The 25198-nt window shown below is 41.6% G+C and carries 22 protein-coding genes; 15 read left to right on the top strand and 7 right to left on the bottom strand.

All coding sequences use genetic code 11. The features are described 5' to 3' along the window. Positions 1 to 92: 92 nt before the first annotated feature. From RMY31_RS15245 to hisD, 3 genes are all read left to right on the top strand, one after another. A complete protein-coding gene (locus RMY31_RS15245; protein WP_322662202.1) occupies positions 93 to 992 on the top strand; it encodes a CHAT domain-containing protein in 900 nt (299 codons plus the stop codon). Positions 993 to 1095: 103 nt separating this feature from the next. Further along, entirely contained in the window at positions 1096 to 4353 is a 3258-nt protein-coding gene (locus RMY31_RS15240) for an NB-ARC domain-containing protein (protein ID WP_322662200.1), read from the top strand. 184 nt (positions 4354 to 4537) lie between these two features. Then, entirely contained in the window at positions 4538 to 5818 is a 1281-nt protein-coding gene (hisD, locus tag RMY31_RS15235; protein ID WP_322662198.1) for a histidinol dehydrogenase, read from the top strand. 678 nt (positions 5819 to 6496) lie between these two features. Here hisD and RMY31_RS15230 read toward each other — a convergent pair. Then, positions 6497 to 6685 carry a hypothetical protein gene (locus RMY31_RS15230; protein WP_409877975.1) on the bottom strand — a complete coding sequence of 63 codons (189 nt, stop codon included), beginning with the start codon at positions 6683 to 6685 and terminating at the stop codon, positions 6497 to 6499. Positions 6686 to 6934: 249 nt separating this feature from the next. Here RMY31_RS15230 and RMY31_RS15225 point away from each other — a divergent pair, with 249 nt between their 5' ends. The 6 genes from RMY31_RS15225 (at position 6935) to RMY31_RS15200 (ending at position 10221) form a co-directional block, all read left to right on the top strand. Beyond that, positions 6935 to 7315: a hypothetical protein gene (locus RMY31_RS15225; protein ID WP_322662190.1), complete on the top strand. Its 381-nt coding sequence runs from the start codon at positions 6935 to 6937 to the stop codon at positions 7313 to 7315. Beyond that, positions 7245 to 8075 carry a transposase gene (locus RMY31_RS15220; protein WP_322662188.1) on the top strand — a complete coding sequence of 277 codons (831 nt, stop codon included), beginning with the start codon at positions 7245 to 7247 and terminating at the stop codon, positions 8073 to 8075. The genes RMY31_RS15225 and RMY31_RS15220 overlap by 71 nt, the downstream gene beginning before the upstream one ends. Positions 8076 to 8311: 236 nt before the next feature. Then, positions 8312 to 8662, top strand: a complete 351-nt coding sequence (locus tag RMY31_RS15215; protein WP_322662186.1) for a metalloregulator ArsR/SmtB family transcription factor — start codon at positions 8312 to 8314, stop codon at positions 8660 to 8662. After that, positions 8646 to 9143, top strand: coding sequence for an SRPBCC domain-containing protein (locus RMY31_RS15210; protein ID WP_322662183.1), 498 nt, complete (start codon positions 8646 to 8648; stop codon positions 9141 to 9143). Before RMY31_RS15215 ends, RMY31_RS15210 begins: the two co-directional genes overlap by 17 nt. 113 nt (positions 9144 to 9256) lie before the next feature. Beyond that, positions 9257 to 9664, top strand: coding sequence for a VOC family protein (locus RMY31_RS15205; RefSeq protein WP_322662181.1), 408 nt, complete (start codon positions 9257 to 9259; stop codon positions 9662 to 9664). 59 nt (positions 9665 to 9723) lie between these two features. Next, positions 9724 to 10221 carry a DUF1772 domain-containing protein gene (locus RMY31_RS15200; RefSeq protein WP_322662179.1) on the top strand — a complete coding sequence of 166 codons (498 nt, stop codon included), beginning with the start codon at positions 9724 to 9726 and terminating at the stop codon, positions 10219 to 10221. Positions 10222 to 10381: 160 nt separating this feature from the next. Here RMY31_RS15200 and RMY31_RS15195 read toward each other — a convergent pair whose 3' ends face one another. After that, positions 10382 to 11038, bottom strand: a complete 657-nt coding sequence (locus RMY31_RS15195; protein WP_322662177.1) for a PEP-CTERM sorting domain-containing protein — start codon at positions 11036 to 11038, stop codon at positions 10382 to 10384. Between the two features lie 353 nt (positions 11039 to 11391). Between RMY31_RS15195 and RMY31_RS15190 the strand changes: the two genes are divergently transcribed. After that, complete coding sequence (locus RMY31_RS15190; RefSeq protein ID WP_322662175.1) at positions 11392 to 14601, top strand: DEAD/DEAH box helicase; 3210 nt, start codon at positions 11392 to 11394, stop codon at positions 14599 to 14601. 6 nt (positions 14602 to 14607) lie between these two features. Next, a complete protein-coding gene (locus tag RMY31_RS15185) occupies positions 14608 to 15447 on the top strand; it encodes an SWIM zinc finger family protein (protein ID WP_322662172.1) in 840 nt (279 codons plus the stop codon). Between the two features lie 81 nt (positions 15448 to 15528). Here RMY31_RS15185 and RMY31_RS15180 read toward each other — a convergent pair whose 3' ends face one another. Further along, positions 15529 to 16308 (bottom strand): MBL fold metallo-hydrolase, encoded by a 780-nt coding sequence (locus RMY31_RS15180; protein ID WP_322662236.1) that lies wholly within the window; start codon positions 16306 to 16308, stop codon positions 15529 to 15531. Between the two features lie 269 nt (positions 16309 to 16577). Here RMY31_RS15180 and RMY31_RS15175 point away from each other — a divergent pair, with 269 nt between their 5' ends. Both RMY31_RS15175 and RMY31_RS15170 read left to right on the top strand, forming a co-directional pair. Next, positions 16578 to 16874 (top strand): transposase, encoded by a 297-nt coding sequence (locus tag RMY31_RS15175; protein ID WP_322662233.1) that lies wholly within the window; start codon positions 16578 to 16580, stop codon positions 16872 to 16874. A 95-nt stretch (positions 16875 to 16969) separates the two neighbouring features. Then, positions 16970 to 17713, top strand: coding sequence for a class I SAM-dependent methyltransferase (locus RMY31_RS15170; RefSeq protein WP_322662170.1), 744 nt, complete (start codon positions 16970 to 16972; stop codon positions 17711 to 17713). Between the two features lie 162 nt (positions 17714 to 17875). Here RMY31_RS15170 and RMY31_RS15165 read toward each other — a convergent pair whose 3' ends face one another. The 4 genes from RMY31_RS15165 to RMY31_RS15150 form a co-directional block, all read right to left on the bottom strand. Continuing rightward, positions 17876 to 18997 carry an ABC transporter permease gene (locus RMY31_RS15165; protein WP_322662168.1) on the bottom strand — a complete coding sequence of 374 codons (1122 nt, stop codon included), beginning with the start codon at positions 18995 to 18997 and terminating at the stop codon, positions 17876 to 17878. Positions 18998 to 19041: 44 nt separating this feature from the next. Further along, positions 19042 to 20148 (bottom strand): ABC transporter permease, encoded by a 1107-nt coding sequence (locus RMY31_RS15160; RefSeq protein ID WP_322662166.1) that lies wholly within the window; start codon positions 20146 to 20148, stop codon positions 19042 to 19044. Between the two features lie 187 nt (positions 20149 to 20335). Then, positions 20336 to 22357 (bottom strand): ATP-binding cassette domain-containing protein, encoded by a 2022-nt coding sequence (locus RMY31_RS15155; RefSeq protein ID WP_322662164.1) that lies wholly within the window; start codon positions 22355 to 22357, stop codon positions 20336 to 20338. Continuing rightward, positions 22354 to 23751, bottom strand: coding sequence for an HlyD family secretion protein (locus tag RMY31_RS15150; RefSeq protein WP_322662162.1), 1398 nt, complete (start codon positions 23749 to 23751; stop codon positions 22354 to 22356). Before RMY31_RS15150 ends, RMY31_RS15155 begins: the two co-directional genes overlap by 4 nt. A 126-nt stretch (positions 23752 to 23877) precedes the next feature. Between RMY31_RS15150 and RMY31_RS15145 the strand changes: the two genes are divergently transcribed. Together RMY31_RS15145 and RMY31_RS15140 are read left to right on the top strand one after the other, a co-directional pair. Then, on the top strand, positions 23878 to 24510 hold the full coding sequence (locus tag RMY31_RS15145; protein WP_322662159.1) for a TetR/AcrR family transcriptional regulator: 633 nt from the start codon (positions 23878 to 23880) through the stop codon (positions 24508 to 24510). A gap of 213 nt (positions 24511 to 24723) precedes the next feature. Beyond that, positions 24724 to 25044 (top strand): hypothetical protein, encoded by a 321-nt coding sequence (locus RMY31_RS15140; RefSeq protein ID WP_322662157.1) that lies wholly within the window; start codon positions 24724 to 24726, stop codon positions 25042 to 25044. Positions 25045 to 25198: the final 154 nt, after the last annotated feature.

Here is a 25198-nt window from a genome sequence, read left to right as displayed (position 1 = left end):
AGTATCTCGGCAAACCCTAGATACTTACAGAAATTTATTAAGTACTATCTTAAATGTCTATACTAAAAAAGTAACACTATTTGTCGTCGTCCGTGAGCAGCAACCCCGCTGTTAAGAGAATTTTAATTTTAGCTGCAAATCCTAAGCCAACAAATCGCTTGCGCCTAGATGAGGAAGTGCGGGATATTCAAGAGGGTTTGCTGCGATCGCAAGGTCGAGATAAGTTTGAATTACGATATTATTTGGCGGTACGGCCGCGTGACATTCGCTCTGCCATTTTAGATTTTCGACCCAATATCATCCATTTTTCCGGTCATGGTCAAGAAACCAAGGGTTTATGCTTTGAGGATGAAACGGGACATTTACAGTTTGTTACGGGAGAAGCATTAGCTGGATTGTTTGAAAATTTTGCTAAACAAGTTGAGTGTGTGCTGTTGAATGCTTGCTATTCACAAGTGCAGGCAAATGCTATTGTTCAACACATTAATTATGTCATTGGCATGAATGATAAAATTGAGGACAAAGCAGCACTTGAATTTGCTGTTGGTTTTTATGATGCTCTTACAGCTTATAATCCGCAATATGATGAAGGAACACCTGTAGAATTTGCCTTCAGAATTGCTCGTAATGCCATTATGTTAGCTGGGGTATCTGGAGAGTCAGTTCCTGTACTAATACCAAAATCCAATCCAACTAAACTTGACGCAAAAATTAGTATAGAATCTGTAACCACAGAATCTGCTAAAAAAGCTAGTATGCAATATTCGGGTAAAACTAAAATTATTATCTGTCAAAGGCTGACACAAGACTGGCAAAATTTAGCAGATTATTTTGATATCAAGCTACACGAACGTGCTGGTTTGAAACAGGGAAGAGAAGCGCACGGTGTTTGGGAGTGGTTAGAGCAAAGAGGTAGGCTAGGTGAATTAGAAACAGCCTTAAGTGATATTGGGCGAGATGATTTAACAGAGTTATTAAAAAAAAACAACTGATGTAAAATCTCATTTTGCATCTTTAGGCTTTTATCTTTATCCGCCAAAATTACCGCCGAATTTTTTACCTCGTCCAGAACAACTAGCACCTTTAAAAGATAAAGTGCTGGCTCAGACAAATAAATTCGTGGCCATCACTGGTACAAGTCGCAGTGTTGGCGTGCAAGGTATGGGCGGAATTGGCAAAACTGTCATGGCAACAGCACTTGCCTGGGATGAAGAAGTAAGACAAGCTTTCCCCGATGGAGTATTGTGGTTGACACTGGGGCAAACACCGCAAGTCCTAATTGAGCAAGCGAAACTCGCAAAGGTGCTAGGAGATGAACAAGCAGTGTTTACAAACTTTTCCGAAGCTAAAGCACGCTTGCGGGAGTTGTTGGCAAATAAGACTTGTTTGCTTATTTTGGATGATATCTGGGATTTAGAACACGCAACAGCATTTGATGTTTTGGAAGAACGTTCTCAATTGCTGATTACTACCCGTAATGCTGGCATAATTACTAGTTTAGGAGCGGAAGAACATCAGCTTTCTATTCTAGATGAGCAACAGGCACTAGCACTGTTAGCGAAGTGGGGAAAACAAGATGTACAAGCCTTACCAGCACAAGCAAAAGAGGTAGCGCGTGAATGTGGATATTTACCCCTGGCACTGTCAATGGTTGGGGCGATGTTGCGGGGTAAGCCGAAAAGCCGTTGGAAGTATGTGTTAGAAAGCCTGCGTGATGCAAATTTAGAGTCAATCCAGCAAAAATTTCCAGATTATCCTTATCCTGACTTATTTAAGGCAATTAAGGTGAGTGTCGAGGCGTTAGAACTGGAGGTGAAAGAGCGATATTTAGATTTTGCTGTCTTCCCTGAAGATACACCAATACCGGAAGTAGTTTTGCAGACTTTTTGGGAAGTGGAGGGCTTTAGTAAGAGTAAAACGTTGGATGTAATAGATGAGTTGGTAGAAAAGTCTCTAGCACAGTGGGATGACACCGGATGTTTAAGGTTGCATGACTTGCAGTTTGATTATGTTAGAAAGCAGGTGATATCGCAGAACCTTACCCCGCAAACAAGATGGGGTGGTACAGATGAGAAGAGCTACAATGATGGGTTAGGTGCGCTACACAATCGCCTGTTAAATGCCTATAGTCAAAAATGCCTCGATGGTTGGCATACACTCACAAACGACGGCTATATTTTCCAGCAGCTAGCCGTTCACTTACTTGCAGGGGGGCAAGGAACGGAATTACAACGATTACTGTTTGACTTCCGTTGGTTGGAAGCAAAGTTAGAACATATCAATATAAATGCTTTGATAGCAGATTATGATTTATTGCCTCATGATGAGAATTTACAGCTTGTGCAAGGAGCATTGCGACTGTCGGCGCATATTTTAGCAAAGGATAAAACGCAACTAGTAGAGCAATTATGGGGGCGAATGCACTGCTTTAAAGTACCTGAAATTCAGACATTACTGGAACAAGCACAGCAAAACAAAACTACTTGGTTGCGTCTCCTCACACCTAGTTTAAGTCTTCCCGGTGGAAGGTTGTTACGCACCCTCATTGGTCATAACCATGTGATAACAGCTGTCGCTGTCACCCCTGATGGTAAGCACTTAATTTCTGGTTCATTTGATGGTGTTCTTAAAATCTGGAATCTGTCAACAGGAGAAGAGGTGTGTACCCTTACAGCTCATAATGGCAGTGTAGATTTAGATGAGGAATACAATGTAGATTTAGATGATTTAGATGAGGAATACAACTATATAGTAAATGCAGTCACTGTAACTCCCGATGGCAAGCATTTAATTTCTGGATCCCAGGACAATACTCTCAAAATTTGGAATCTGGAAACATGGGAGAAGGTTTGTACGCTCTATGGTCATAGCTCCTCGGTAAATGCAGTCGCTGTCACTCTAGATAGTAAGCATTTAATCTCTGGTTCATCCGACAATACTCTCAAAATTTGGAATCTGGAAACAGCAGAGGAAGTGTGTACCCTCACTGGTCATAGCCATTGGGTAACAGCGGTCACTGTTACCCTCGATGGTAAGCAGTTAATTTCTGGCTCATGGGACGGCACTATAAAAATCTGGAATCTAGAAACAGCAGAGGAGGTCTGTACCCTCACTGGTCATAGCACCTGGGTAAGTAGTATCGTTATCACCTCAGATAGGAAACATTTGATTTCAGGTTCATGGGATGACACTATAAAAATCTGGAATCTAGAAACAGCAGAGGAGGTGTGTACCCTCACTGGTCATAGCGACTGGATCACTAGTGTTGCCATTACCCCCGATAGCAAGTACTTAATTTCTGGTTCATCGGACAAAACTCTTAAAATCTGGAATCTAGAAACAGCAGGGGAGGTCTGTACACTCACTGGACACAGTGAAGATGTCAAGGCTGTAGCAGTCACTCCTGATGGCAAATATGTAATTTCTGGTTCATCAGATAAAACTCTTAAAATCTGGAAACTGAAAGCAGCAGAGGAGGTCTGTACCTTCACTGGTCATAACGAATATGTCAATACAGTAGTCATCACCCCCGATAACAAATATGTAATTTCTGGTTCATCAGATAAAACTCTTAAAATCTGGAATCTGGAAACAGTAGAAGAGTTGTGCACCCTCACTGGTCATAGTTCTTCGGTAGATCCAGTCACCGTCACTCCCGATAGTAAATATGTAATTTCCGGCTCATTTGACAACACTCTTAAAGTTTGGAATGTGGAAACAGCAGAGGAGGTCTGTACCTTTACAGGTCATAGCGGCTATGTTAGAGCAGTTGCCGTCACCCCCGATGGTAAATACGTAATTTCTGGTTCAAATGACTACACACTCAAAGTCTGGAACCTGAAAATAAGAAAGAAACTTTTCACCCTCACTGGTCATAAAGCTTCAGTACATGCAGTTGCCGTCACCCCCGATGGTAAATATGTAATTTCTGGTTCAAGTGACAACATACTCATAGTCTGGAATCTGAAAACAAGAAAGAAACTGTTCACCCTTACTGGTCATAGCGATTCAGTAGAAGCAGTTGCAGTCAGTTCCGATGGCAAGCATGTGATTTCTGGTTCGCGAGACAATACTCTCAAAGTTTGGAATCTAGAAACAGCAAAAGAGGTTTTTACTCTCACTGGTCATAGCGATATAGTATGGAATGTTACTTTTACCCCTAATGACAGGTATGTAATTTCTGCTTCAAGTGACAACACACTTAAAGTCTGGAATTTGCAAACAAGGAAAGTAATTGCCAGTTTCATAGGGGAGAGTGATATGAGGTGCTGTGCAGTTGCACCCGATGGTGTATTGATTATTGCTGGGGAAGCATCAGGACGAATACATTTTTTGAGACTGGAAGGGGTGTGATATTTTCGGGCAAGTTTAGTAAATCTCTAAAGCACGCTCTGCAACATTTATTGACAACGTATTTTCATGTGAGCCGATCTCGGCAGGCCCCTTATGCGATCGCCCTCTACATTTCTCTTGGCTCAATTGGGTCACTCCGGCTTTAAACTAAATTATTAACCTCACCGCTTTCAAGATACTGTCCATGCAGCTACTTCAAACTACCGACAAAGATTTTTCTGTCAAATTTAAAACCCTTGTTAGCGATCGCCGGGAAGCTACAGTAGATGTTAGTGGGACAGTACGCGACATTCTAGCTGATGTCAAAGTGCGTGGTGATGCCGCAGTCAAAGACTACACTAGCCGCTTTGACCGCTACAATCCCCAATCTCTGCATCTGAGCGAAACCTTTATCGCCGAACAGGCGGCACAATGTTCTGCTGATGTCAAGGCAGCACTAGAACTGGCTGCTGAAAGAATTACGGCTTTTCATCAAAAACAACTACCGCAAGATATTGGCTATACCGATACAGTAGGGGTGAAACTGGGATTAAATTGGGTAGCGCTGTCGCAAGTGGGAATTTATGTACCAGGAGGACGGGCTAGCTATCCGAGTTCTTTGTTGATGAATGCCTTACCAGCCAAAATTGCCGGTGTCGAAAGAATTGTCATGACAGTCCCAATGCCTCGCGGTGAGATTAATCCCGCCGTATTAGCAGCTGCCCAAGTTGCTGGAGTTACAGAAATATATGGCATTGGTGGGGCGCAAGCGATCGCAGCATTAGCCTATGGTACAGAAAGTATTGCCCCTGTAGATAAAATTGTCGGCCCCGGTAATGCTTATGTTGCTGAAGCCAAGCGTCAAGTATTTGGTACTGTTGGCATTGATAGCATCGCCGGGCCTTCAGAAATTTTAGTAGTAGCTGACAGCCAGAACAACCCAGACTGGATAGCCTGGGATTTACTATCGCAAGCAGAACACGATCCTAGTGCCCAGTCAATCTTAATTACTGATTCGGAAATCTTCGCGCAACAAGTGATAGCGGCAGTTGAGCAAATTCTCACCAACCTAGCCACCACAGAAGTCGCCCGTGCCAGTTGGCAAAACCATGCAGCTGTGATTCTGGTCAGCGATTTAGCGCAAAGTATACCACTGCTTAATCAATTAGCTCCAGAACATGTGGAATTGTGCGTAGATAACCCCCAACTGCTTGCCAATCAAATTAAGTGTGCTGGTAGTGTGTTTTTAGGACGCTATACCCCAGAAGCGATTGGCGATTATTTAGGAGGCCCCAACCATGTATTGCCAACTGCCCGTTCTGCCCGCTTTGCCTCTGGCTTGAGTGTTTATGATTTTCTCAAACGAATTACCTATTTGGAATGTAATAAACAAGCATTGCAGACACTAGGCAAAGCAGCCGTGACACTAGCAGAAGCAGAAGGTTTACCAGCTCATGCAGGTAGTGTATCTGTGCGCTTGCAATAAACAGTTGAAATAATTTCCGAATTTATTTACCCACGAAGAGTAATTTTGGCTTCTGAATTCCTCTTCAAATTTACTCTGCTTGGTTAATAGCTGAAAACTTAGGTTCTCATCATGTCCGGCAAATAACTTATGATATGTCATTGCGAGTGCAACGAAGTGGAACGAAGCAATCACAGGGGTTTTGGGATTGCTTCACTTCGTACCCTTCGGGTTCTCCAAAGGAGTACGCAATCACAATTATTCAATGGGACATTATATTATTTGTATCAGGATTTTAGTGAAATGGGATAATACAAAAGCGATCGGCATAAACTGTATCGGCTATAGTCGTGAGCATTGAAACATGTGGGCTGAATTTCAGCCAAACGCCATCGCTAAGTTAAATATTGAGTTGTTCAAGAGTCTGGCGGAGAATTTTGCTAGAGTGTTGTAACTGCTGTAATTCGGTTTGATTCAGCGAGAGATTCAAAACCCTAGTAATACCATTTCCCAAAAATAATGATACAGATCCAAACCCAGAAACCTAGACTAAATGGGACTTTCTTAATTACGAATTACGAATTACGAATTACGAATTGGTATAACGCCCTGACGGTTAACTACCGCAGGTAAACTCAAACACACATCTTGAATACCATGAATATCATTGATGAGGATGCTGACAGTTAAAACTCGGTTTTAATTACGTAAAATTGACTGTGCAATTTGGGCTACTGCCAAACCAATAGCATAGGAAGTTGCTCCTTTACGTTGAATAATCTTGTAGGCAGCATTCTTTACTTGTGCAAAAATTTCTTGTAATTGCGGCTGTATCTGTTTGCCTTCGTCCCACTTTTCATCTAGAAGGTGCATTCCAGATATATTCACTTTCAGTAGACCGAAAAGTTCTGCGATCGCTCTGTCATGAATACCTGTTTCAGTAGGATTTTTCTAAAAATTTGTACTTTTAAAGACCAGCGTTGAATGTCTTAGTTAGAGTTAAAATATAAGTAAAACTAATAAGTTAGTCAAGAGGTAAGACCGAATCTTGCACCAGAACATGGTTATGGTAGGATTTTAGAGAATCTTGTCAAGGAGTTGCGGGAAAATTGAACTAGAGAAATATCTGGTTTGGCTATGACTGCAACTACCCCAGTTCTAACTGATAATAAAACCTTGAATGAAGTGGTTAACTGTTTAACTGAAAACATTCCAATTCCAACTCAAGGTAAGTGTGAACAAAGGAATATCTTTGAAATTTTAATTCGAGCTGCAACCCAAAGGGATAGCATTGAAAATACTACTAAAGTCTTAAAAAATGTTCCGACTAGTAATGATATTCGCTATCACTTAGAAAAGTATTCAGACCTTCCTTTGTTGGAAGATGCTTTAAATAAAGCACTCCAAAGTCGCTTGCCAACTGGTATACGACAAGGAGAACAGAAAATTGCCATCGACTTTAACGCGCATTCCATATTATGGGGAGCCATCACCATTAGAAGCACCATATATTTATAGAAGTCAAGCAAAAAGTGGTACTTGTTCTTTCTATGCTTACGCTACTGTCTATGTTATCAAGAAGAATAAGCGAGTCACCTTAGCTATTAAAGCTGTTCAACAAAAAAACACTTTAGTTGCAATTATCACTTATCTTTTAGCACTAATTGAGCCTTTAAACCTGAGAATTGAGCGCTTGTATTTAGATAGGGAATTCTTTTGTGTTCCAGTGATTCGTTGGTTGCAAGCTTTGGATATTCCATTTGAAATGCCAGCCATTATTCGAGGCAAATATGGAGGTACTAAACAACTGATTAGAGGCAGGCGCAGTTACAAGACAAATTACACTTTAAATAGTGATCAATATGGCTCAGTAACTTTTCCAGTGTGGATAGTTTGTACATACAAAAATGGTAAAAGACGCGCACATGGGCGGGAATTTTTTGTTTACGCCGTCTATAAAGTTAAGTTGTCATTACATTCAATACATGATGACTATCGCCTCCGTTTTGGGATTGAGAGTAGCTACCGCATGAAAAACCAGTGCCGAATAAAAACTACTATTAAAAATCCCATTATTCGGCTTCTATTTGTAGCTTTGGCATTTTTAATTATTAATATTTGGATTTATCTAGTATGGCATTATGTCAGCCTTTTAAAAAGAAGTTATAGACAAGTTTTCTCTCATCTATTTACCCTCAAACAGATGCTTGAGTTTCTACGTCAAGCAGTAGACCGCAACTATGGGGTAGCCTGCGAAGTTTGTTTACCGTCCGGCTGATTTTGGTTGATTTTTAGGGCTTTTTTATAAGCTAATCTTATCATTTATCTAAGCCTATCAGCACTTCTACATTTTCCAAAAAACGGTATTGTAGACTACTATTTTTTAGCGATCGCAGAACTTTTCGGTCTACTGAAGTTGTAATTGTTCAGATAACAAATAGGTTAAGTCAGCACTTGACATTTTCTAATAGTACATTTAACCTAGTAGATAATTAACCATACGGTTAAATAAAGATGTCTACCGATCGATTGAGCGTTACCTTTGCCGCCCTTGCCGATCCCACACGGCGCGCGATCCTGGCTCACCTCGCCAAGGGTGAGGCATCGGTGACTGAGTTAGCTAAGCCCTTCGAGATGAGTCTTCCTGCAATCTCCAAGCACCTCAAGGTGCTGGAACGTGCCGGACTGATCGCACGGGGTCGTGAGGCTCAATGGCGACCATGCCAGATCAAAGCGGAGCCACTCAAGGAGGCAGCGGATTGGATTGAGCAATATCACCAATTCTGGGAAGACAACCTCGATCGGCTGGATGATTACCTGCATGAATTACAAATCCAGGAGAAACAAGATGGGCAACAAAAATGATTCCATTGATGCTCAATCCCAACGCGAGATCGTCATTACCCGCGTCTTCAACGCGCCACGCGAACTCGTGTATAAGGCATGGACCGATCCGAAACATGTGGCGCAGTGGTGGGGACCCAAAGGCTTCACGACGCGGGTGACTCAACTGGATCTGCGTCCGGGCGGTAAATGGCGCTACATCATGATTGGCCCAGACGGCACGGAGTACCCAGTAAAAGGTGTATTCCGTGAAATCGTGCCCTTTGAGCGGATTGTTACCAGTGATGAATTTGATGAAGGCTTTGAAAAGGTCGTGAACGCCGATCTGCCAAGAGGAATAGTTATGACGGCGGTTTTCGAGGATTTAAACGGCAATACCAAACTCACACTTCAGATTATGCATGAGTCTGTTGAGGAGCGTCGCAAGCATGAACAGATGGGGGTCATCGCCGGGTGGAACTCCAGCTTTGACTGCCTCGACGAGTTCTTGGCGAAGACTTGAGTCTCGCCTGCCACGGATAGACGGTTAACTAGCGGTCTGCATGACATGAATCAACCGAAACATTAGCATCCGCTTGTCGATATTTCATACACATAATGTCAAGAGGAGAAAACATGGCTACTAAAATTTTCGTGAATCTGCCAGTAAAAGACCTCAATCGGTCTATCGAGTTTTTTACTAAACTTGGCTTCAGTTTTAACAGTCAATTTACTGACGAGACGGCTAGCTGCATGATCGTGAGCGATGACATATTCGTTATGCTATTGACTCACGACAAGTTCAAGACTTTTACTCCCAAAGAAATTTGTGATGCCACAAAAAACACAGAAGTGCTTGTGTGTTTGTCTTCTGATAGCCGAGAACAAGTCGATGAAATGGTTCGCAAGGCAGTCGCCGCTGGTGGAACAACTTACAATGAGCCACAAGACCACGGTTTTATGTATGGACATGGATTTAGTGACTTAGATGGCCACATTTGGGAAATTATCTACATGGAACCAAGCGCAATAAACCAAGGTTGACAATGCGCTCGCTACAATGCACTCACAAGGCGTTGGGCAGTAATCTGCAAGAGGTTTATATGGTAAATTTTGACGACTCGCTTTTTGCATTAAAGCTTTTCGCAGCACTGGGCTGCGGGCTGATGGCTGGGGTCTTCTTCGCCTTCTCAGCCTTCGTGATGAATGCCCTTGGCCGACTTCAGCCGATGCAGGGCATTGCCGCCATGCAATCTATCAATATCACAGCGATTAATCCATTGTTTATGACAGCATTTCTTGGAACAGGCGCAGTTTGTATCCTTGTTTTAGTATTCTCACTGTTAAAGTGGCATCAACCCGGTGTCGCCTACTTGCTCGTCGGCAGCCTGCTCTATCTCGTCGGTACATTAGGCGTGACAATCGCGTTCAACGTGCCGCTGAACGAAGCGCTGGCGAAGGTCGAGTCGAGCAGCACTGAAGGCGCAAAGTTATGGACTAGCTACCTTGCCAACTGGACTGTCTGGAACCACATTCGAGCGACAGCGGCGTTTGTGGCAGCAGCATCACTCACCATTGCACTCTGCCACCGAGCGGCGTAACCCTGCTCATCATATCTCAACAAGAATGATTGGAAATCGGGAGTCCCTTGCCAAGGCAAATTATTCCGAACCATAGCATTTAAAATAACTAACATTTTACATTTTATGAATGCAAGCTGTTAAAGCAAGTTTTTCGATTTCCTTTTTACAGTAACGCGTATTAAGAGACTTGACGACGGCGGGAAATAAAGTAAACTCCTAACAAAGCAAGTCCTCCGAGAGTTGCAGGTTCGGGAACGGAGTTATTTTCATCTGTATCGGGTGGAATTTGTATAACAACAGGTGGAGTTTCAATCGGTTCGGGTGAAGTATTAACTGCTTCAGAACAATTAGCCGAACTACCTTGATTAACAATTCCTAGGGTTGCATTAGCATCTAAACAGATACCAACTTCGGCGAAATTCGCTATTTCTACTCCTAGGTCGGCTTTTGCATCAACTTGAGTACTCTGCTGGTCGATTTGAATTCCAACCGTAGCCTCACCAGTTGTTTGAACAATCTTTGTTAGGTCATCCAAGGACGGTAGTTGAACTTGACTGGGGTCTTGTACTTGTGCAGTTGTTGTAGAATCAGTTGCAACTCCTGCCACTTGGCCAACGGTGGTATGAGTTGTCTCTTGGACAGCAGCTGTAACGCCTTGTCCTACTTCAGCAATAGCAGTGGTTTGAGTTACACTTTCTGTTATTTTTGGGACTTCAGTTTTTGTTATTCCTTTTATTGCAGTTGTCAAACCAGCTGAAGCAGGTGTAATAACGGAACATGTTCCAACCACGCTAACGATAATAGCTAAAACGTTAGTAGTAAGTTGTTTATTCATTGGTAACTCCAGGTGAAATAGTGAGTTTGTTTCGATTCTCATCTTATGGAGTTTAAATAGCGCTTGTAAGTAGCGAATTCACTAATTTTATCGATTTAACCTAAATTGATGAAATGTTATGTAGCGTAGACGCTTTGCGGCTTGTCGTCAGACATCGCAGAGCATAGAATACAAGTTCAATACCTGAAACCCTTGTTAGAGGATGTTTATGAAAAATACCAAGATTTTCAAACTGACCTGCGTAATGTAGGTTCTACGATTTGATGATTACATCATCATTTATGCAATGCCTGACTTTGGTAAAGTAATTCTAAACCGCCAGAATTTCTATACAGTCCGGAGGCATCGCAACTATGCAAATCCTTCATGGCACTTGGATACCAAACGCAGAAACTGACTTTATTCAGTCGGGGGCTTTTTATTTGTGGGTAGAAACCCCTGTACTTAAAAAAAGTCGCTCTAAGCGCCAACAAACTCATCCCGGACATCTGGCAAAGGATGAATTAGTTACTTTTTTAGTGCAGGAGTTAGGAATCAAAGAACCAGTTGCTCAATTAAGCCAACGCATTTCTCCAAAATACTTTGCCCTACCAACTGCTAATAATCAACCCCTACCCTCACCAGAGTTAATCAAATATCTAGAAGCCGAAATTCCTGAAGACTATGAGGAGTTTCAATATTGGCAAGTGGATTGCTATGAAATAGTATCTGCCAAGAATATCATTAAACTCTTGAATGACATCCATTTTTTAGCACTATACAATATCAGAGAACTGCAACTTGGTTCGGATTTATTATTTTGGTATCACTACACTCAAGCCTTTAAACCAGTAATTCTCAAAGATCAATATATTCCCGCACTGAAATATCGGCAGTTAGAAACTGCGAAAACTAAGAAAAAAACCAAGCAAGAGACTTTGCAGCCATTTGAAATCTACGGAACTTGGGAAATTCTTTCTGAACAATACGAAGCTAATATTCAAAAATATGTTGACTACATACCGCTGATTTGTGTCTCAGGTGCTGCAATATCTAGCGGCAGTATTGAGTTTTTTGACAAAGAAAGATTGTTGCGTCATTTTTCGGAGTCTGTAATCTACGATTTAGTTACACACACACCTTCTACAGCTGCCTTTGACAAACAAATTGCAGATTCTCTCGTTTCCTACTGCCTTTATCCCCATCGCCATAACCCACTGACAACAAAAACTGCTTTGGCAGAATATCAGCAATGGCTAGACTGGAAAACCAAAATTACGCGTAGCCAAGCTAATTCTACTTTTTATCTCTGCTTTCAATTGTATTCCCCTGCTGCTGAAGAGATAGAAAATTGGCAAATGCAGTTTCTGATAGCCAGCAAACAAGACCCTTCGCTGAAGCAGTCTTTAGCTGATTACTGGATTATGAATCAAAAAACTAAAGCTGGCGTACACAAGCAGTTTGGCAAAGACTTTGAAACTAATTTGCTGCTGAATCTGGGTTACGCGGCACGGATGTATCCTAAATTGTGGCAGGGATTGGAAACAGATAAACCTACAGGAATGCAACTTACCTTAGAAGAAGCGTTTGACTTCCTCCAAGAAAGTGCTTGGCTGTTGGAAGATGCAGGCTTTAAGGTGATTGTGCCTGCTTGGTATACTCCTGCTGGTCGGCGGCGTGCTAAAATTCGCCTCAAAGCATCAAGTCCCAAACAAGCTCCTACTAAGGGCGAATCAAAAAGCTATTTCGGTCTAGACTCGCTGGTACAGTATCAATATGAGTTGGCAATTGGCGAGCAAGTTGTCACCCGACAGGAATGGGAACAACTCATTAATGCTAAGGCTCCCTTAGTGCATTTTCGCGGTCAGTGGATGGAACTAGATCGGGATAAAATGCAGCAGTTACTCGAATTCTGGCAATCTCACGGCGATAAGCAACCAGAGATGAATCTGCTGGAGTTTCTGCAACGCAGTGCTGAAGTTGGAGAAGAATGGGAAATTGAACATGATGAAGTCTTGGCAGAGATGATGGCAAAGCTTCAAGACAAAAGTCGCCTTGAGCCAATTTCAGAGGAGCTAAATCTGCAAGGCAATTTGCGAGAGTACCAGAAACGTGGTGTTTCTTGGTTGCAATATTTAGAAGGGTTGGGATTAAATGGCTGTCTGGCAGATGATATGGGTTTGGGTAAATCTGTGCAGGTAATTGCCCGACTCGTGCAGGAGAAGGAGTTCTATGAAGCAGGGGGAGCAGGGGAGGCAGGGGGAGATAAATTAACTACCTCATCCCCCTTATCCCTCTTACCAACGCTGTTGATTGCACCTACTTCTGTTGTGGGCAATTGGCAGAAGGAAATTGCTAAGTTTGCGCCTCATTTAAAAACTATGGTGCATCATGGTAGCGATCGCTTGCAAAATCCCGCAGATTTTAAAGCCACCTGTCTACAATACGATGTGGTGATTACCTCCTTTACGCTGGCTCGCAAGGATGAGAAGTTATTCAATGGTGTTGAGTGGCAACGCCTTGTTGTCGATGAAGCCCAAAATATTAAAAATCCCAAAGCTGCCCAAACTAAAGCTATTCTCAAACTCTCGGCAAAACACCGATTAGCATTAACAGGAACTCCTGTAGAAAACCGCTTGCTGGATTTATGGTCAATTTTTAATTTTCTCAATCCTGGTTACTTGGGTAAAGAAGCACAGTTTCGCAAGTCCTTTGAGGTTCCAATTCAAAAAGACAATGACCGAGTAAAATCAACCACCCTGAAGAAGTTAGTTGAACCTCTAATTTTGCGACGAGTCAAAACTGACCAATCCATTATCAACGATTTACCAGATAAAGTTGAACAAAAACTCTACACTAACTTGACAAAAGAACAGGCATCACTTTACGAAGTAGTGGTGAAAGATGTCGAAGAAAAATTGCAAGAGGCTGAAGGCATTCAACGCAAAGGAATGATTTTGTCAACCTTGATGAAATTGAAGCAGATTTGTAATCATCCAGCCCAATTTTTGCAAGATAATAGCGATTTTTCGACAGAGCGATCGCACAAACTTAGTCGTTTAGCCGAAATGGTAGAAGAAGCAGTTGCTGAAGGTGAAAGTCTATTAATATTCAGCCAATTTACGGAAGTTTGCGAAAACATTGAAAAGCATATCAAGCATAGTTTACATTGTAATACTTACTATCTACATGGTGGTACAAATCGCCAACGTCGAGAACAGATGATTGCGGAATTTCAAGACCCCGATACAGAACCATCTGTGTTTATCCTTTCTCTAAAAGCTGGGGGCGTGGGTATTACCTTGACTAAAGCTAATCACGTCTTCCACTTTGACCGCTGGTGGAACCCAGCAGTTGAAGACCAAGCAACAGATCGCGCTTTTCGGATTGGTCAGAAAAAGAATGTATTTGTGCATAAATTTGTGGCTATTGGTACTCTAGAAGAAAGAATTGACCAAATGATTGAAGATAAGAAAAAACTCTCTGCTACTGTAGTTGATAGTGATGAATCTTGGCTCACAGAATTGGATAATGAAGCTTTTAAACAATTGATTTCATTAAATAAGAGTGCAATTTTGGAGTAAATTATTATGGCTAAATTTAGTCGAACTTGGTGGGGCGATCGCTTTATTCAAGCATTAGAAGCCTTCACCGATGACGGCCGACTCCAACGAGGACGCTCCTATGCGCGTGGTGGTAAAGTCAAAAGCTTTGAAATTGAACAAAATAAAATCACCGCTAAAGTTAAAGGCTCAATTAATCCTTACTTCGGAGTGTATAAAGAACCAACTTACAATATAGCAATTGAAATTAAACCTATTGCTAAAACAAATTGGAATGAAGTTATTCAAAAGCTTTCATCTAAAGCCAGCATTGTTTCCCGTCTGCTACTCAACGAAGTGCCAGAAAACATTGAAGATTCTTTTTCTGACTTGGGATTACACCTATTACCTCACAGTAACAAAGACTTTAAAACACAATGTTCTTGCCCAGATTATGCCAATCCTTGTAAACACATTGCTGGAGTTTATTATCTAGTTGCTTCCCAATTGGATAATAATCCGTTTCTGTTATTTGAACTTCGAGGATTATCGAAAGCAGAACTACAGAGCAAACTAGCTAATTCACCATTAGGTAAAGCACTTTCTGAGGAATTAAATGCTAAAGAAATTACTTTAGAAGTTTCTACATCATTTTATACGAAACTAGAGAAAAGCTCTGTTGACCAAAAGCCAACTGCTAGGGAATTTTGGTTAGGTACAAAGCGATTACCACAAACTATCGAAGTTTCAACTCAAAGCGGTGTATCGGCAATTCTGATTAAGAAGCAGGGAGATTTCCCCGCTTTTTGGCAAAAAGATAATTCCTTTATTGAAACGATGGAAGAGTTATATCAGCGAGTGAAAACAAAAAACCAGAACCTTCTGTGAGGAGGGGAGCAGGGGAGCAGAGGGGCAGAGGGGCAGGGGTGAGATAGGGAATAAAAACTGACAAATGACGCTTACGAGAATTTAAATTGTTAATGCTCGCTTTTCTAAGCGTAGTTCAAAGCGATCGCCTGGTAATGGTTCAATTAATTGTGTAGAAAGATTATTCTTTTCTAACAAAGAACGAAACTCTTCAAAACTTCCCCCAGTCTTTAAGAACTTTGTTAGCAATCCTTCAAAAATCACATCTCCTCCAGCCGCTGTGGAGAGCATTACTTGTGGTTGTAACCACTTTGCTACTTCCAATGCACTGTTCGTTCCTTTCAGAATCGGCCCCAGCAACGGTAATCCCATATCCATAATTGGCGTAATTATTACGTCTATTGGTGCAAACTGTTTCAGTTGTGGAGAATGATAGCCGTGAGGCTCATAATAGAGTGTTAAACCAGTTTCTAACTCTTTGAACAAATAACCATTTTCTACGAGAGTAGGGCCAATTTGCGACCCAGGAAAAGCCTTAATTTCTACTCGATTATTTAAAGTGAAACTTTCACCATGAGCTAGGGATGTTACAGAGGTGTAACCCAATCCTTGCACTACTTTTGCTGCATTTGGAGAAGCTACAACCTTAATTTTATGGTCAAGCTGCTTGAGTGTTGGTGGGTGAGCATGGTCTTCCAAACCTTGAGACAGCAAAATTAAATCGATATTCTCCGGTATTGGACGTTCTTGAGGTCTGGAACCTTTGAAGAACCAATCCGCATTGCCAAAAATTAAAGAACCAACTAGCCAAGGGTCAAGTAGTATCCTTTGGTTGCCGATTTCAATCAGCCAACTATTGCTGTCTAACCAAGTTAAATACATAGCTAAAGCGAAGATAACACCTGTATTCATTATGAATCAAGTTAGTTTATGAGTTTTGCCCTCATCGTTGCGAATGCTCCCGCTCTTACTATCTTGAAAATAGGTATAGGGATGTATGTAAAGGAAAGACATTTTTATTGTTGACTGTTGAACGCCAATCGCACGCTACTTGCTACCCTGTGGAAAGACCTACCCTACTCTTCGAGAACGCCTGACGGCGAACGGGTGACGCTCCTTCTGTGCGAGATACTACGCGATCAAAATAATGTATTTTTCTTAGTATTTTAAGGCTTCATATTGTTGTCAATGAACTGGGTCAACTCTTAAATGTGACTCTTACCCCTGGTAATATTGATGACCGCCAACCCGTTCCAGATTTATTGAGTGAGCTTTTTGGGAAAATTTTTGCCGATCGCGGCTATGTTTCTCACAAACTTGCTGCTCAACTTTTAGAAGACTTCAGCATTCAATTTTTTGCCAAACCCCGTCGTAACATGAAAAACAAGGTTGTTAACCCTAACTCAGGTATAATTAGGCAATTTTTGTGGGATTTTTATCCACCTTGAAAGGGAAAGTCATATTTAGAATCTTTTATATAAAATCTTGAATTTATAGTTGATATATGGTAATTTCACAGATAAAAATAGATTAAATCAATTTAATGACCAAGATATCAGTTCCTTCTTTCTTAAGCAGTTCTTGGAAAGATTCATTTAACTTAAAGCAACATCTACAGGATTTTTTGCATTTAGATTCAAAAACACTAGATCTAAAATTAGAAAGTGGCCAGCAAAAACTGACTAACTTAGGTCAGAAAGATTTTCATTGGGAAACAGCAGCAGATTTTTATCGGGACAAAGTAGGAGAGCTTTATTTATTTGAGTTGGGAGCTTGGCATTTAGGAAGTTATGACTATATTGAAGATACGCTGCGATTGATTGTGGATTGTGCTCAAGGTCAGGTGTTAGATTTTGGTGGTGGGATTGGAACTCATACGATTGCTGCTGCTCTTTGCCCTCAAGTTGAACAAGTAATCTATTGTGATATTAATCCTATTAGTCATGATTTTGTTCGTTACCGAGCCGAACAAATAGGGCTAAGCAACAAAATTATTTTTTGTCAGGAAATACCTCCAAAAGAGACTTTTGATACAATCGTTTCCTTTGACGTTTTAGAACATTTGCCAGATCCCGCTCAGCAACTACTGCAATTCCATCAAATTCTCAAACCTGAAGGTAAAATAATTCTCAACTGGCATTTCTTTAAAGGTTTTAATCAAGAGCATCCCTTTCACATAGATGACCCTCAAGTAGTAAACACCTTCTTCCAAACAATTCAGAGCAACTTTTTAGAAATTTTTCACCCTTACCACATTACAGCTCGTTGCTACCGGAAATGGAACTAAAAGGGACTGGTGAGACAGCGCTGCGCAGAGAAGTCGCCAGGAGGGTCTCCCTCCAAGCGAACTTCGGGGGGATTAGAGATTGGGAACTAGGTTTTCACTCGTAAAAATTATAGAAGGGGCTTTGACCCCTGCGAAATTTTGGAAAATGTACCCAGTAAAACTTTAACTTAACTGACTGCGAAACTTATTAATACTAATAGTTAATAACACAACAGCAAAGGCAACTAACGCCAAAACATTAATCCACAGTACATCTAACCCAACACCTTTGAGCAAAATACCTCGAACGATCGCAATGTAATGACGCAGAGGATTGAGTAAGGATAGGGCTTGAAACAAGGGAGGCATGGCTTCAATAGGTGCGATCGCCCCAGAAGTTTGCACCATTGGTAAATTAATAAAGAAAGATGTGAGTACAACTTGCTGTTGGGAACTACTCACAGTCGCTAACATAATACCCAAGCTAATCCCCACAAATAAGTACATACTTGATAAGCTAAAAAATAGCAGAAAACTACCTCGAAATGGTACATGAAATACTATTGTTGCTAAAGTTATAGCTAGTAAAACATCTCCCATTAATAAAAATGCTAAGGGTACAATTTTTGACAACAATATTTCCCAGTTAGCAGCCGGAGTCATTAATAATTGTTCTAAAGTTCCTGTATCTTTTTCTCTAACAACAGTAATTGCTGATACTAATGTGCCAATTAATGTTAAAACTAAACCCATAACTCCTGGTACAAAAAACCAGCTACTCGTTAGTCCAGGGTTGTAAAGAAACACAACTTCAGGTGAGATTGGGGGACTTGCTTGACCTTGGGTTAATTGCAGATTATATTGCTGAACAATTTGATTCATATAATTTCCTGCAATCCCGGCTGTATTGGCATTTACTGCATCGATAAATACTTGAATTTCTGCGGATTTTTGTGCCAGTTGACGCGGGAAATCGGGAGGAATAATGACTCCAACATCTAGCTTGCCTTCTTCTACCTGACGACTCAATACTTTTTCACTATTTGGTACAGATTCTAAAGTGAAAATTCGATTTGATGTCATGGCTGAAACTAACTCCCGACTAGCGCTGACGTTGGCATAGTCGATGATACCTAATCGTAAGTTATGAACGTCGGGATTAAGAATGAATCCGTAAAGTAATAGTTGTACTGTTGGCGGGACAATTAGTAAAACAATTAACTGCTTATTACGTAATATTTGATTAATTTCTTTCCGCACTAATGCCCAAAATGGACTATCAAATAATCGCTGAATCAGTTTCATAAAGTTAATTTTTATCAAATCATAGAGATGCAGAGAATACAGAATTAATTTGGTAATTGCATTCTGCTCAAAACTCGACGCGATACGTTGAAAAATAATAATCCCAAGACTGCAAGCATGACTAAATCAAACCAAACCCCGGCAAATCCCGTACCGCGCACGAAGGCATCACGGGTAATATCAATGTAATAGCGCGCTGGAATTACGTTAGGTGCTAGTGATAAGGGAAAAGGAATATTGTTGAGGGGATAAATAAAACCTGAGAGTAATAAGGATGTAATAAAACCTACGAGGGAAACGCCTTGTACAGCAGCATTTTGGTTACTGCTACGGACTCCTAACAGTAAACCAAAGAGAACGCTATCTGTCAGAAATAGTAAAGTGCCAATTAGTAATGTTATAGGGTTGCCAACTATGCCAACTTGGAAAATAATTGAGCCTAATCCCATAACTACTAATGTCTCAGCGATGGCAATTAATAGGTATGCTAATCCTTTACCAAGTAATAGTTCAGTGGCACTAATACTAGAAGTGTAGACTTGTAAAATTGTACCTTTTTCTTTTTCCCGTACCATTGCGATCGCCGACAGCAATGAAGGAAAAATCCATAGTACAACGCCATATGTTCCTGGCACAATATACAGCGATTCCAATCTACCAGGATTAAACCATAAACGCATTCGTGCTGTAATACTATTAGTAGCGGGTAGCAGTCCATGCTCCTGCATGAAAAAGTTTGTGACTCTTTGAATACTATTTCTAATTATACGGGCATTGTTAACATCAGTCGCATCGATTAATACTTGCACATTTGTACTTCTACCTGCTTGAATATCCCGGCTAAATTCAGGTGGAATAATTACAGCGGCTTTTGCAATTCCCTTATCTATTGCATCGCGTGTCGGATTGCCACCAGACCATTGTTTAGGCACAAACTGATTAGTGGCATACAGCCTTTCAATATAGCTACTACTTAGGTTTGTGCGGTTAAAATCTTGTACTATTAGAGGAATATCTTTACTCTCCAATCTAATAGCAAAACCAAAAATTACTAGGGTAATGAATGGTAACAAAAATGCTAGTGCTAGCGTCAGGCGATCGCGGCGAAACTGGGCTATTTCTTTCACACATTGAGCAAGAATTCGTTTCATAGGTGCTAATACCATTTCCCAAAAATAATGATACAGATCCAAACCCAGAAACCTAGACTAAATGGGACTTTCTTAATTACGAATTACGAATTACGAATTACGAATTGGTATAAGGATTGGGTACTGGTGCTTGGGTATTGAGCAAAATTTTTCTTAACAGACGCGATTAATCGCGTCTCCTACCCTCCTAATTTTGCGATCGCTGTACTATGCCAATAAAAGCATCTTCTAAAGAAAAGGGAATGGGACGCAGAGAATTGATGGTAATTTGATTAGCTTTTAAAAGTTGAGTTAATTGATTTATTTGTTGTTCGGGATTGTCGAGGACAATGTGTAAACTATCAGCAAAAATCGAGACGCGCCACGATTCAAAGTGTTGTTTGAGTAACTTGGAAGCAACTTGATTTTGATTGACGATAATTTCTATTAATTGTCCTGGTTGTGAGGCTTTGATAGAACTAGGCGAACCTTCGGCGACGGTTTCCCCTGCAACCATAAAACTCATGCGGTTGCATTGTTCAGCTTCTTCTAGATAGTGCGTTGTCACTAAAATAGCTGTACCGTTGCGGGCAAAGTCATTAATCAGCTTCCAAAACTGGCGACGCGCTAAGGGATCTACCCCTGATGTTGGTTCATCCAAAAATAAAATATCTGGTTCGTGCATCACGGAAGCACCGAAAGCTACTCGTTGCTTCCAACCTCCTGGTAGCTGTCCGGTAATCATATTTGCTTGTCCTTCTAAACCACAAGTAGCAATTACCCAATCAATTTTTTCGCGTTGGAGTTTGCGGGGTACACCGTAAACTCCGCTATAAAATTCTAGATTTTGCAGAATGGTTAAATCGTCGTAGAGGGTGAATTTTTGACTCATGTAACCTATGCGTCGCCGTAAGTCTGCACTACGCAGATTTCCGGTTTCACCACCCAAAGAAATTTCCCCGCCGCTGGCTTCTAGCAACCCGCACAGCATTTTAATTGTGGTGGTTTTTCCCGCACCGTTAGCACCTAGCAACCCAAAGATTTCGCCGTAGCGTACTTCGACGTTGACATCTTTCACGGCTTGAAATTTACCAAAGATGCGGCTGAGGCTGTGAGCATATATGGCTAGTGAAGACGCAGAGACGGTGAGACGGGGGGACGCGGAGAAAATATCTGTCCTCCCTTCTTCGCGTCCCCGTGTCCCCATGTCCCTATGTCCCCTCTTCCGAGAACGGGGAAATGGGAAAAATTGCGGTGCGGAACCTTGTTGTCGCAGGCGCGTGACAAAGACGTTTTCTAATGTGGGTTCGCCATACTCGATATTGGGAGATGCTAACTGATGTTGTTGCAGTAATTCCCGGACTGCGGTTTCACCAGTATTTATATCTTGAACGAGGACATCCAAGCGATCGCCAAAAATTTGCACATCTACTATATTTGTCTGGTCAGTCTGGGAAAGTATTTCTTCTGTAGCTTCCAGGTTTGCTGTCCGCACTTCTAAACGATGCAAGCCCAAGTTAGCTCGTAAGTCGGCGGGTGTGCCAATTTCATGAATTTGCCCGCTGTACATTAAAGCCACGCGGTGACAGCGTTCGGCTTCGTCTAGGTATGGTGTGGCGACTACAATTGTCATCCCCTCCGCTGACAATTCTGCTAGCACATCCCAAAATTCCCTTCGGGAAACTGGATCGACACCAGTGGTAGGTTCATCTAGTAACAAAACTTCTGGTTGCGAAACCAAAGCACAACACAGCGCCAGCTTTTGTTTCATTCCCCCAGAAAGTTGTCCTGCCAAGCGATCGCCAAATCGCTCCAAATTCATTAATTTTAAATATTTATTGCGGCGTTCCCTTAACAAATCGTCTGCTACTTGCCGCAGCCCTGCTGCATAACGCAAGTTTTCATCAATACTCAAATCCAAATACAACGAAAACTGTTGAGTGAGATAACCGGTGATTAATCGGGCATCTCGTGCCGGTTGATTAAATATTTGCACCTCCCCCGCCGTTGCTTCCATCACACCGCCCAAAATGTGAAAGGTGCTAGTTTTCCCCGCACCATCGGGGCCGATTAATCCAAACATTTCACCTTTCTGAACGCCGAAATCAATTCCCCGCACAGCAGCTAAGTTTCCATAATGCTTGTGCAAGCCATGAACTTGAATTGCTGTAGTTAGCAGACTAGATGATTGCGGTAAGTTTGGAGGGAAAGTTGTGAATTGCTGTTTCATTCCCTTCTGCCTCCTGCCTCCTGCCTCCTGCCCTCTGCTTTCAAACTGATTTCGGCATCTGCTGGCATCCCCATCTTGGCGCAGGGTAAATCTGATGCAGTATAGGGATTTTCGGGGTTAAAGCAGCTATCAGGGTTTTGAACTTCGATCCGAATTCCTACTACTTGTCTGACTCTATCTTTTTGAAAGTAAATATTCTCTGGTGTAAATGAAGCTTGCGGGTCGATGGCAATTACTTTACCTTCTAGTGGTTTGTCTGGCGCAGAATCGATCGAGATTTTCGTTGTTTGTCCTAGGCGGACTTTGCCAATATCGCCTTCAGGAATAAAACCTCTAAAATAGACTGTTTTGGGGTCAACAATTGTCAAAATATTAGTCTGACTGCTAACTACTGCACCCGGTTCGACACTACGAGCAGTCACCACTCCATCTAAGGGACTAACTACATTTAAATCTTTTTTGGAGTCTGCAATCTGAGTAAGGATTTGCTGCTTTGATGCTTGGGCATCTTTGACTTTGGCACGGGCAGATTTGACTTTTGCCTGTGCAGATTTCAGTTGAGCATAACTTTGCTGCTGCTTTCTGACTAATGCTGTTAACTGGGCGTTACGAATGCCAGGATTGAAACCTGTGGTTTTGACTTGAGTTAACGCCCCTGACACAGCACTTAACTGTTGGCGTTCGGCATTAACTGCTGCTTGTCGTGCTTCTAGGGTGGCTACTGCTGTGTCAAGAGTAGTTTGTGCTTGGTCGAATTGTTGTTGATTAATCGCCCCTTCTTTGACCAATTGGGCATAGCGATCGCGGTTGATTTTTGCTAAATTAACCTCTGCTACTGCCTGCTTAACTTGCGCTTGTGCTTGCACTAATGTGGCTCTGGCTGCTGCGACATTTGATTGTGCCTGCTCAATTCTTCCTTCGGTATCACCTTGGGATTGCTGCAAATTCAGCTTGGCTTCGTTAATTTGGCTGGTGATTTCCTGAATTTCTCTTGTGACTCGCTCGACATCTGAAATTGCCTGCTGTTCATCTGATTGAGCCGATGCAACTCTGGCTTCAGCACCATGCAATTGGTCTTGCAGGAGTTGGTCGTCTGTGTTGTCTAACTTAATTAACTCTTGCCCCTTTTTCACCGCTGCCCCTTCCCGCACGGCAATTGACTCAATTCTGCCGGAACGCTTTACCCCAATCTCGGTTTCGTAACCCTCAATCCGTCCACTGACTTGGAGTATATTCACTGCCCCTCGCGGTTGACTGCGCCATAGAGCGTAGCCAATACCACAGACCACCAGCAACCCCCCTATCAGTAAAAGAATCGGTTTCTTGCGGCGCTGCTGCTTGGGTATTGGAGTATCTTGAAGATTTTCCGGGGATGGCGGGACAGTCTGAGTCATGGTAGCACCCTGGATTGGGAAAAATATTTTGTAGAAAAGAACTCTGAATTCGTAATTGGGAATTTGTCATCATACTAGACTGTATAGTATGATAAAGCAAGATATACGTCAAAAAATTTACTTTTCATGCCTAAAACCCCTACTTCCCAAATAGAAAATCCTTTACCTGCGATCGCTCAAAAGCAGGAGCAAATCTTGCAAGGAGCTATACGGGTATTTTTGAAGGAGGGTTACGCTAGAACTAGTATGGATCGCGTCAGTGCGGAAGCTGGAGTGTCGAAGCAAACAATATACAGTCACTTTCAAGATAAAGAAGGGTTATTTAAAGCGTTGATAGAACGGTTGACGCTCGCTTGTTTTCAAAGCATTTTTTGTGTAGAAAAATTGCACGGTGAACCAGCGATTTTGTTGCGTCAAGTTGCCGAAATTTATTTAACTAAAGTTGCTGATAATCCCGATTATTTGGCGTTGTTGCGTTTGATTATCAGTGAGTCACAAAATTTTCCTGAGCTAGCCAAACTTTATACCCAAACCGTTGTGCAGCGAGGTCGGCAAATACTGAGCCAGTATTTCGCATCTCATCCAGAATTAGGAATTAACGACCCAGAAGCAATGGCTCACATTTTTTTTGGTTCGCTAGTATCCTATGTGATTGTCCAGGAAATTCTGTATGGAAAAGAACTCATATCTTTATCACGCGATCGCCTAGTAGACAGCTTGATGAATGTGGTCATGAGCCAGTCCAGAAATATTGAATAGCAACAGCGAGACACTTGGATTCCGGTCAAGGGCGATCGCTAATTTTTGGCTGATGGTAAATGCAAAACACATTATCCCTTATAGGGATTGAAATCTGAACTAATATAACTATATATGTTAAATAGTAAAAAGAGTTGCAAAACACCTTATCCCTCATAGGGAATGAAACGTTTGAAACTTATTAAATCCCTATTGGGGATTGAAATTAAGACTATGTTAGAAACCACAAACCTGAAAAATATCTTCAAAAAATTTGCTATAGCCAGAAATTCTGCTTCTTTCAAAGAAAATGAGGCAATGAGAGCTATTGCATATAGCATGGATTTACGACTACCTGGTTTATATATATGGCTACTTGGTTTTAGTTTTCGCATTGGTGGAAGCGTACCAGATGATATTCCCTATAAATATCCCGGTAAAATTCACAGTTACACTGGAATTGCTCTAGTATTACCAGGATATAGAATTTTTACGACTTATCAGGGTAGCTATGACCCTAAACAGACATCAAATACAGGGACTAACAGCTTTTAATTGTACGGTTCTCGACTCAAATAGACTCAGGCAGGGTATTCAATCTCAGGTAGCGCACCTGCACAGTCTAATAGAGTAAAAGTATGGTGGATTCATAACGAATATTCAAGAGTTGAGTCTGTATATAGTCCAGACAAGAAAATAGTGATAACGG

The organism is Dendronalium sp. ChiSLP03b (genome assembly GCF_034531165.2).
GTDB classification, from domain to species: domain Bacteria; phylum Cyanobacteriota; class Cyanobacteriia; order Cyanobacteriales; family Nostocaceae; genus Dendronalium; species Dendronalium minutum.
Note: the sequence above shows the minus strand (reverse complement) of the source record. Positions and strands in the feature narration are given on the sequence as shown.

Coding starts and splice junctions, on each gene's coding strand:
- hisD (WP_322662198.1), top strand. CDS start 4,538: ATGCAGCTACTTCAAACTACCGACAAAGATTTTTCTGTCAAATTTAAA.
- RMY31_RS15225 (WP_322662190.1), top strand. CDS start 6,935: ATGACTGCAACTACCCCAGTTCTAACTGATAATAAAACCTTGAATGAA.
- RMY31_RS15215 (WP_322662186.1), top strand. CDS start 8,312: ATGTCTACCGATCGATTGAGCGTTACCTTTGCCGCCCTTGCCGATCCC.
- RMY31_RS15210 (WP_322662183.1), top strand. CDS start 8,646: ATGGGCAACAAAAATGATTCCATTGATGCTCAATCCCAACGCGAGATC.
- RMY31_RS15205 (WP_322662181.1), top strand. CDS start 9,257: ATGGCTACTAAAATTTTCGTGAATCTGCCAGTAAAAGACCTCAATCGG.
- RMY31_RS15200 (WP_322662179.1), top strand. CDS start 9,724: ATGGTAAATTTTGACGACTCGCTTTTTGCATTAAAGCTTTTCGCAGCA.
- RMY31_RS15195 (WP_322662177.1), bottom strand. CDS start 11,038: ATGAATAAACAACTTACTACTAACGTTTTAGCTATTATCGTTAGCGTG.
- RMY31_RS15190 (WP_322662175.1), top strand. CDS start 11,392: ATGCAAATCCTTCATGGCACTTGGATACCAAACGCAGAAACTGACTTT.
- RMY31_RS15185 (WP_322662172.1), top strand. CDS start 14,608: ATGGCTAAATTTAGTCGAACTTGGTGGGGCGATCGCTTTATTCAAGCA.
- RMY31_RS15180 (WP_322662236.1), bottom strand. CDS start 16,308: ATGTATTTAACTTGGTTAGACAGCAATAGTTGGCTGATTGAAATCGGC.
- RMY31_RS15170 (WP_322662170.1), top strand. CDS start 16,970: ATGACCAAGATATCAGTTCCTTCTTTCTTAAGCAGTTCTTGGAAAGAT.
- RMY31_RS15165 (WP_322662168.1), bottom strand. CDS start 18,997: ATGAAACTGATTCAGCGATTATTTGATAGTCCATTTTGGGCATTAGTG.
- RMY31_RS15160 (WP_322662166.1), bottom strand. CDS start 20,148: ATGAAACGAATTCTTGCTCAATGTGTGAAAGAAATAGCCCAGTTTCGC.
- RMY31_RS15155 (WP_322662164.1), bottom strand. CDS start 22,357: ATGAAACAGCAATTCACAACTTTCCCTCCAAACTTACCGCAATCATCT.
- RMY31_RS15150 (WP_322662162.1), bottom strand. CDS start 23,751: ATGACTCAGACTGTCCCGCCATCCCCGGAAAATCTTCAAGATACTCCA.
- RMY31_RS15145 (WP_322662159.1), top strand. CDS start 23,878: ATGCCTAAAACCCCTACTTCCCAAATAGAAAATCCTTTACCTGCGATC.
- RMY31_RS15140 (WP_322662157.1), top strand. CDS start 24,724: ATGTTAGAAACCACAAACCTGAAAAATATCTTCAAAAAATTTGCTATA.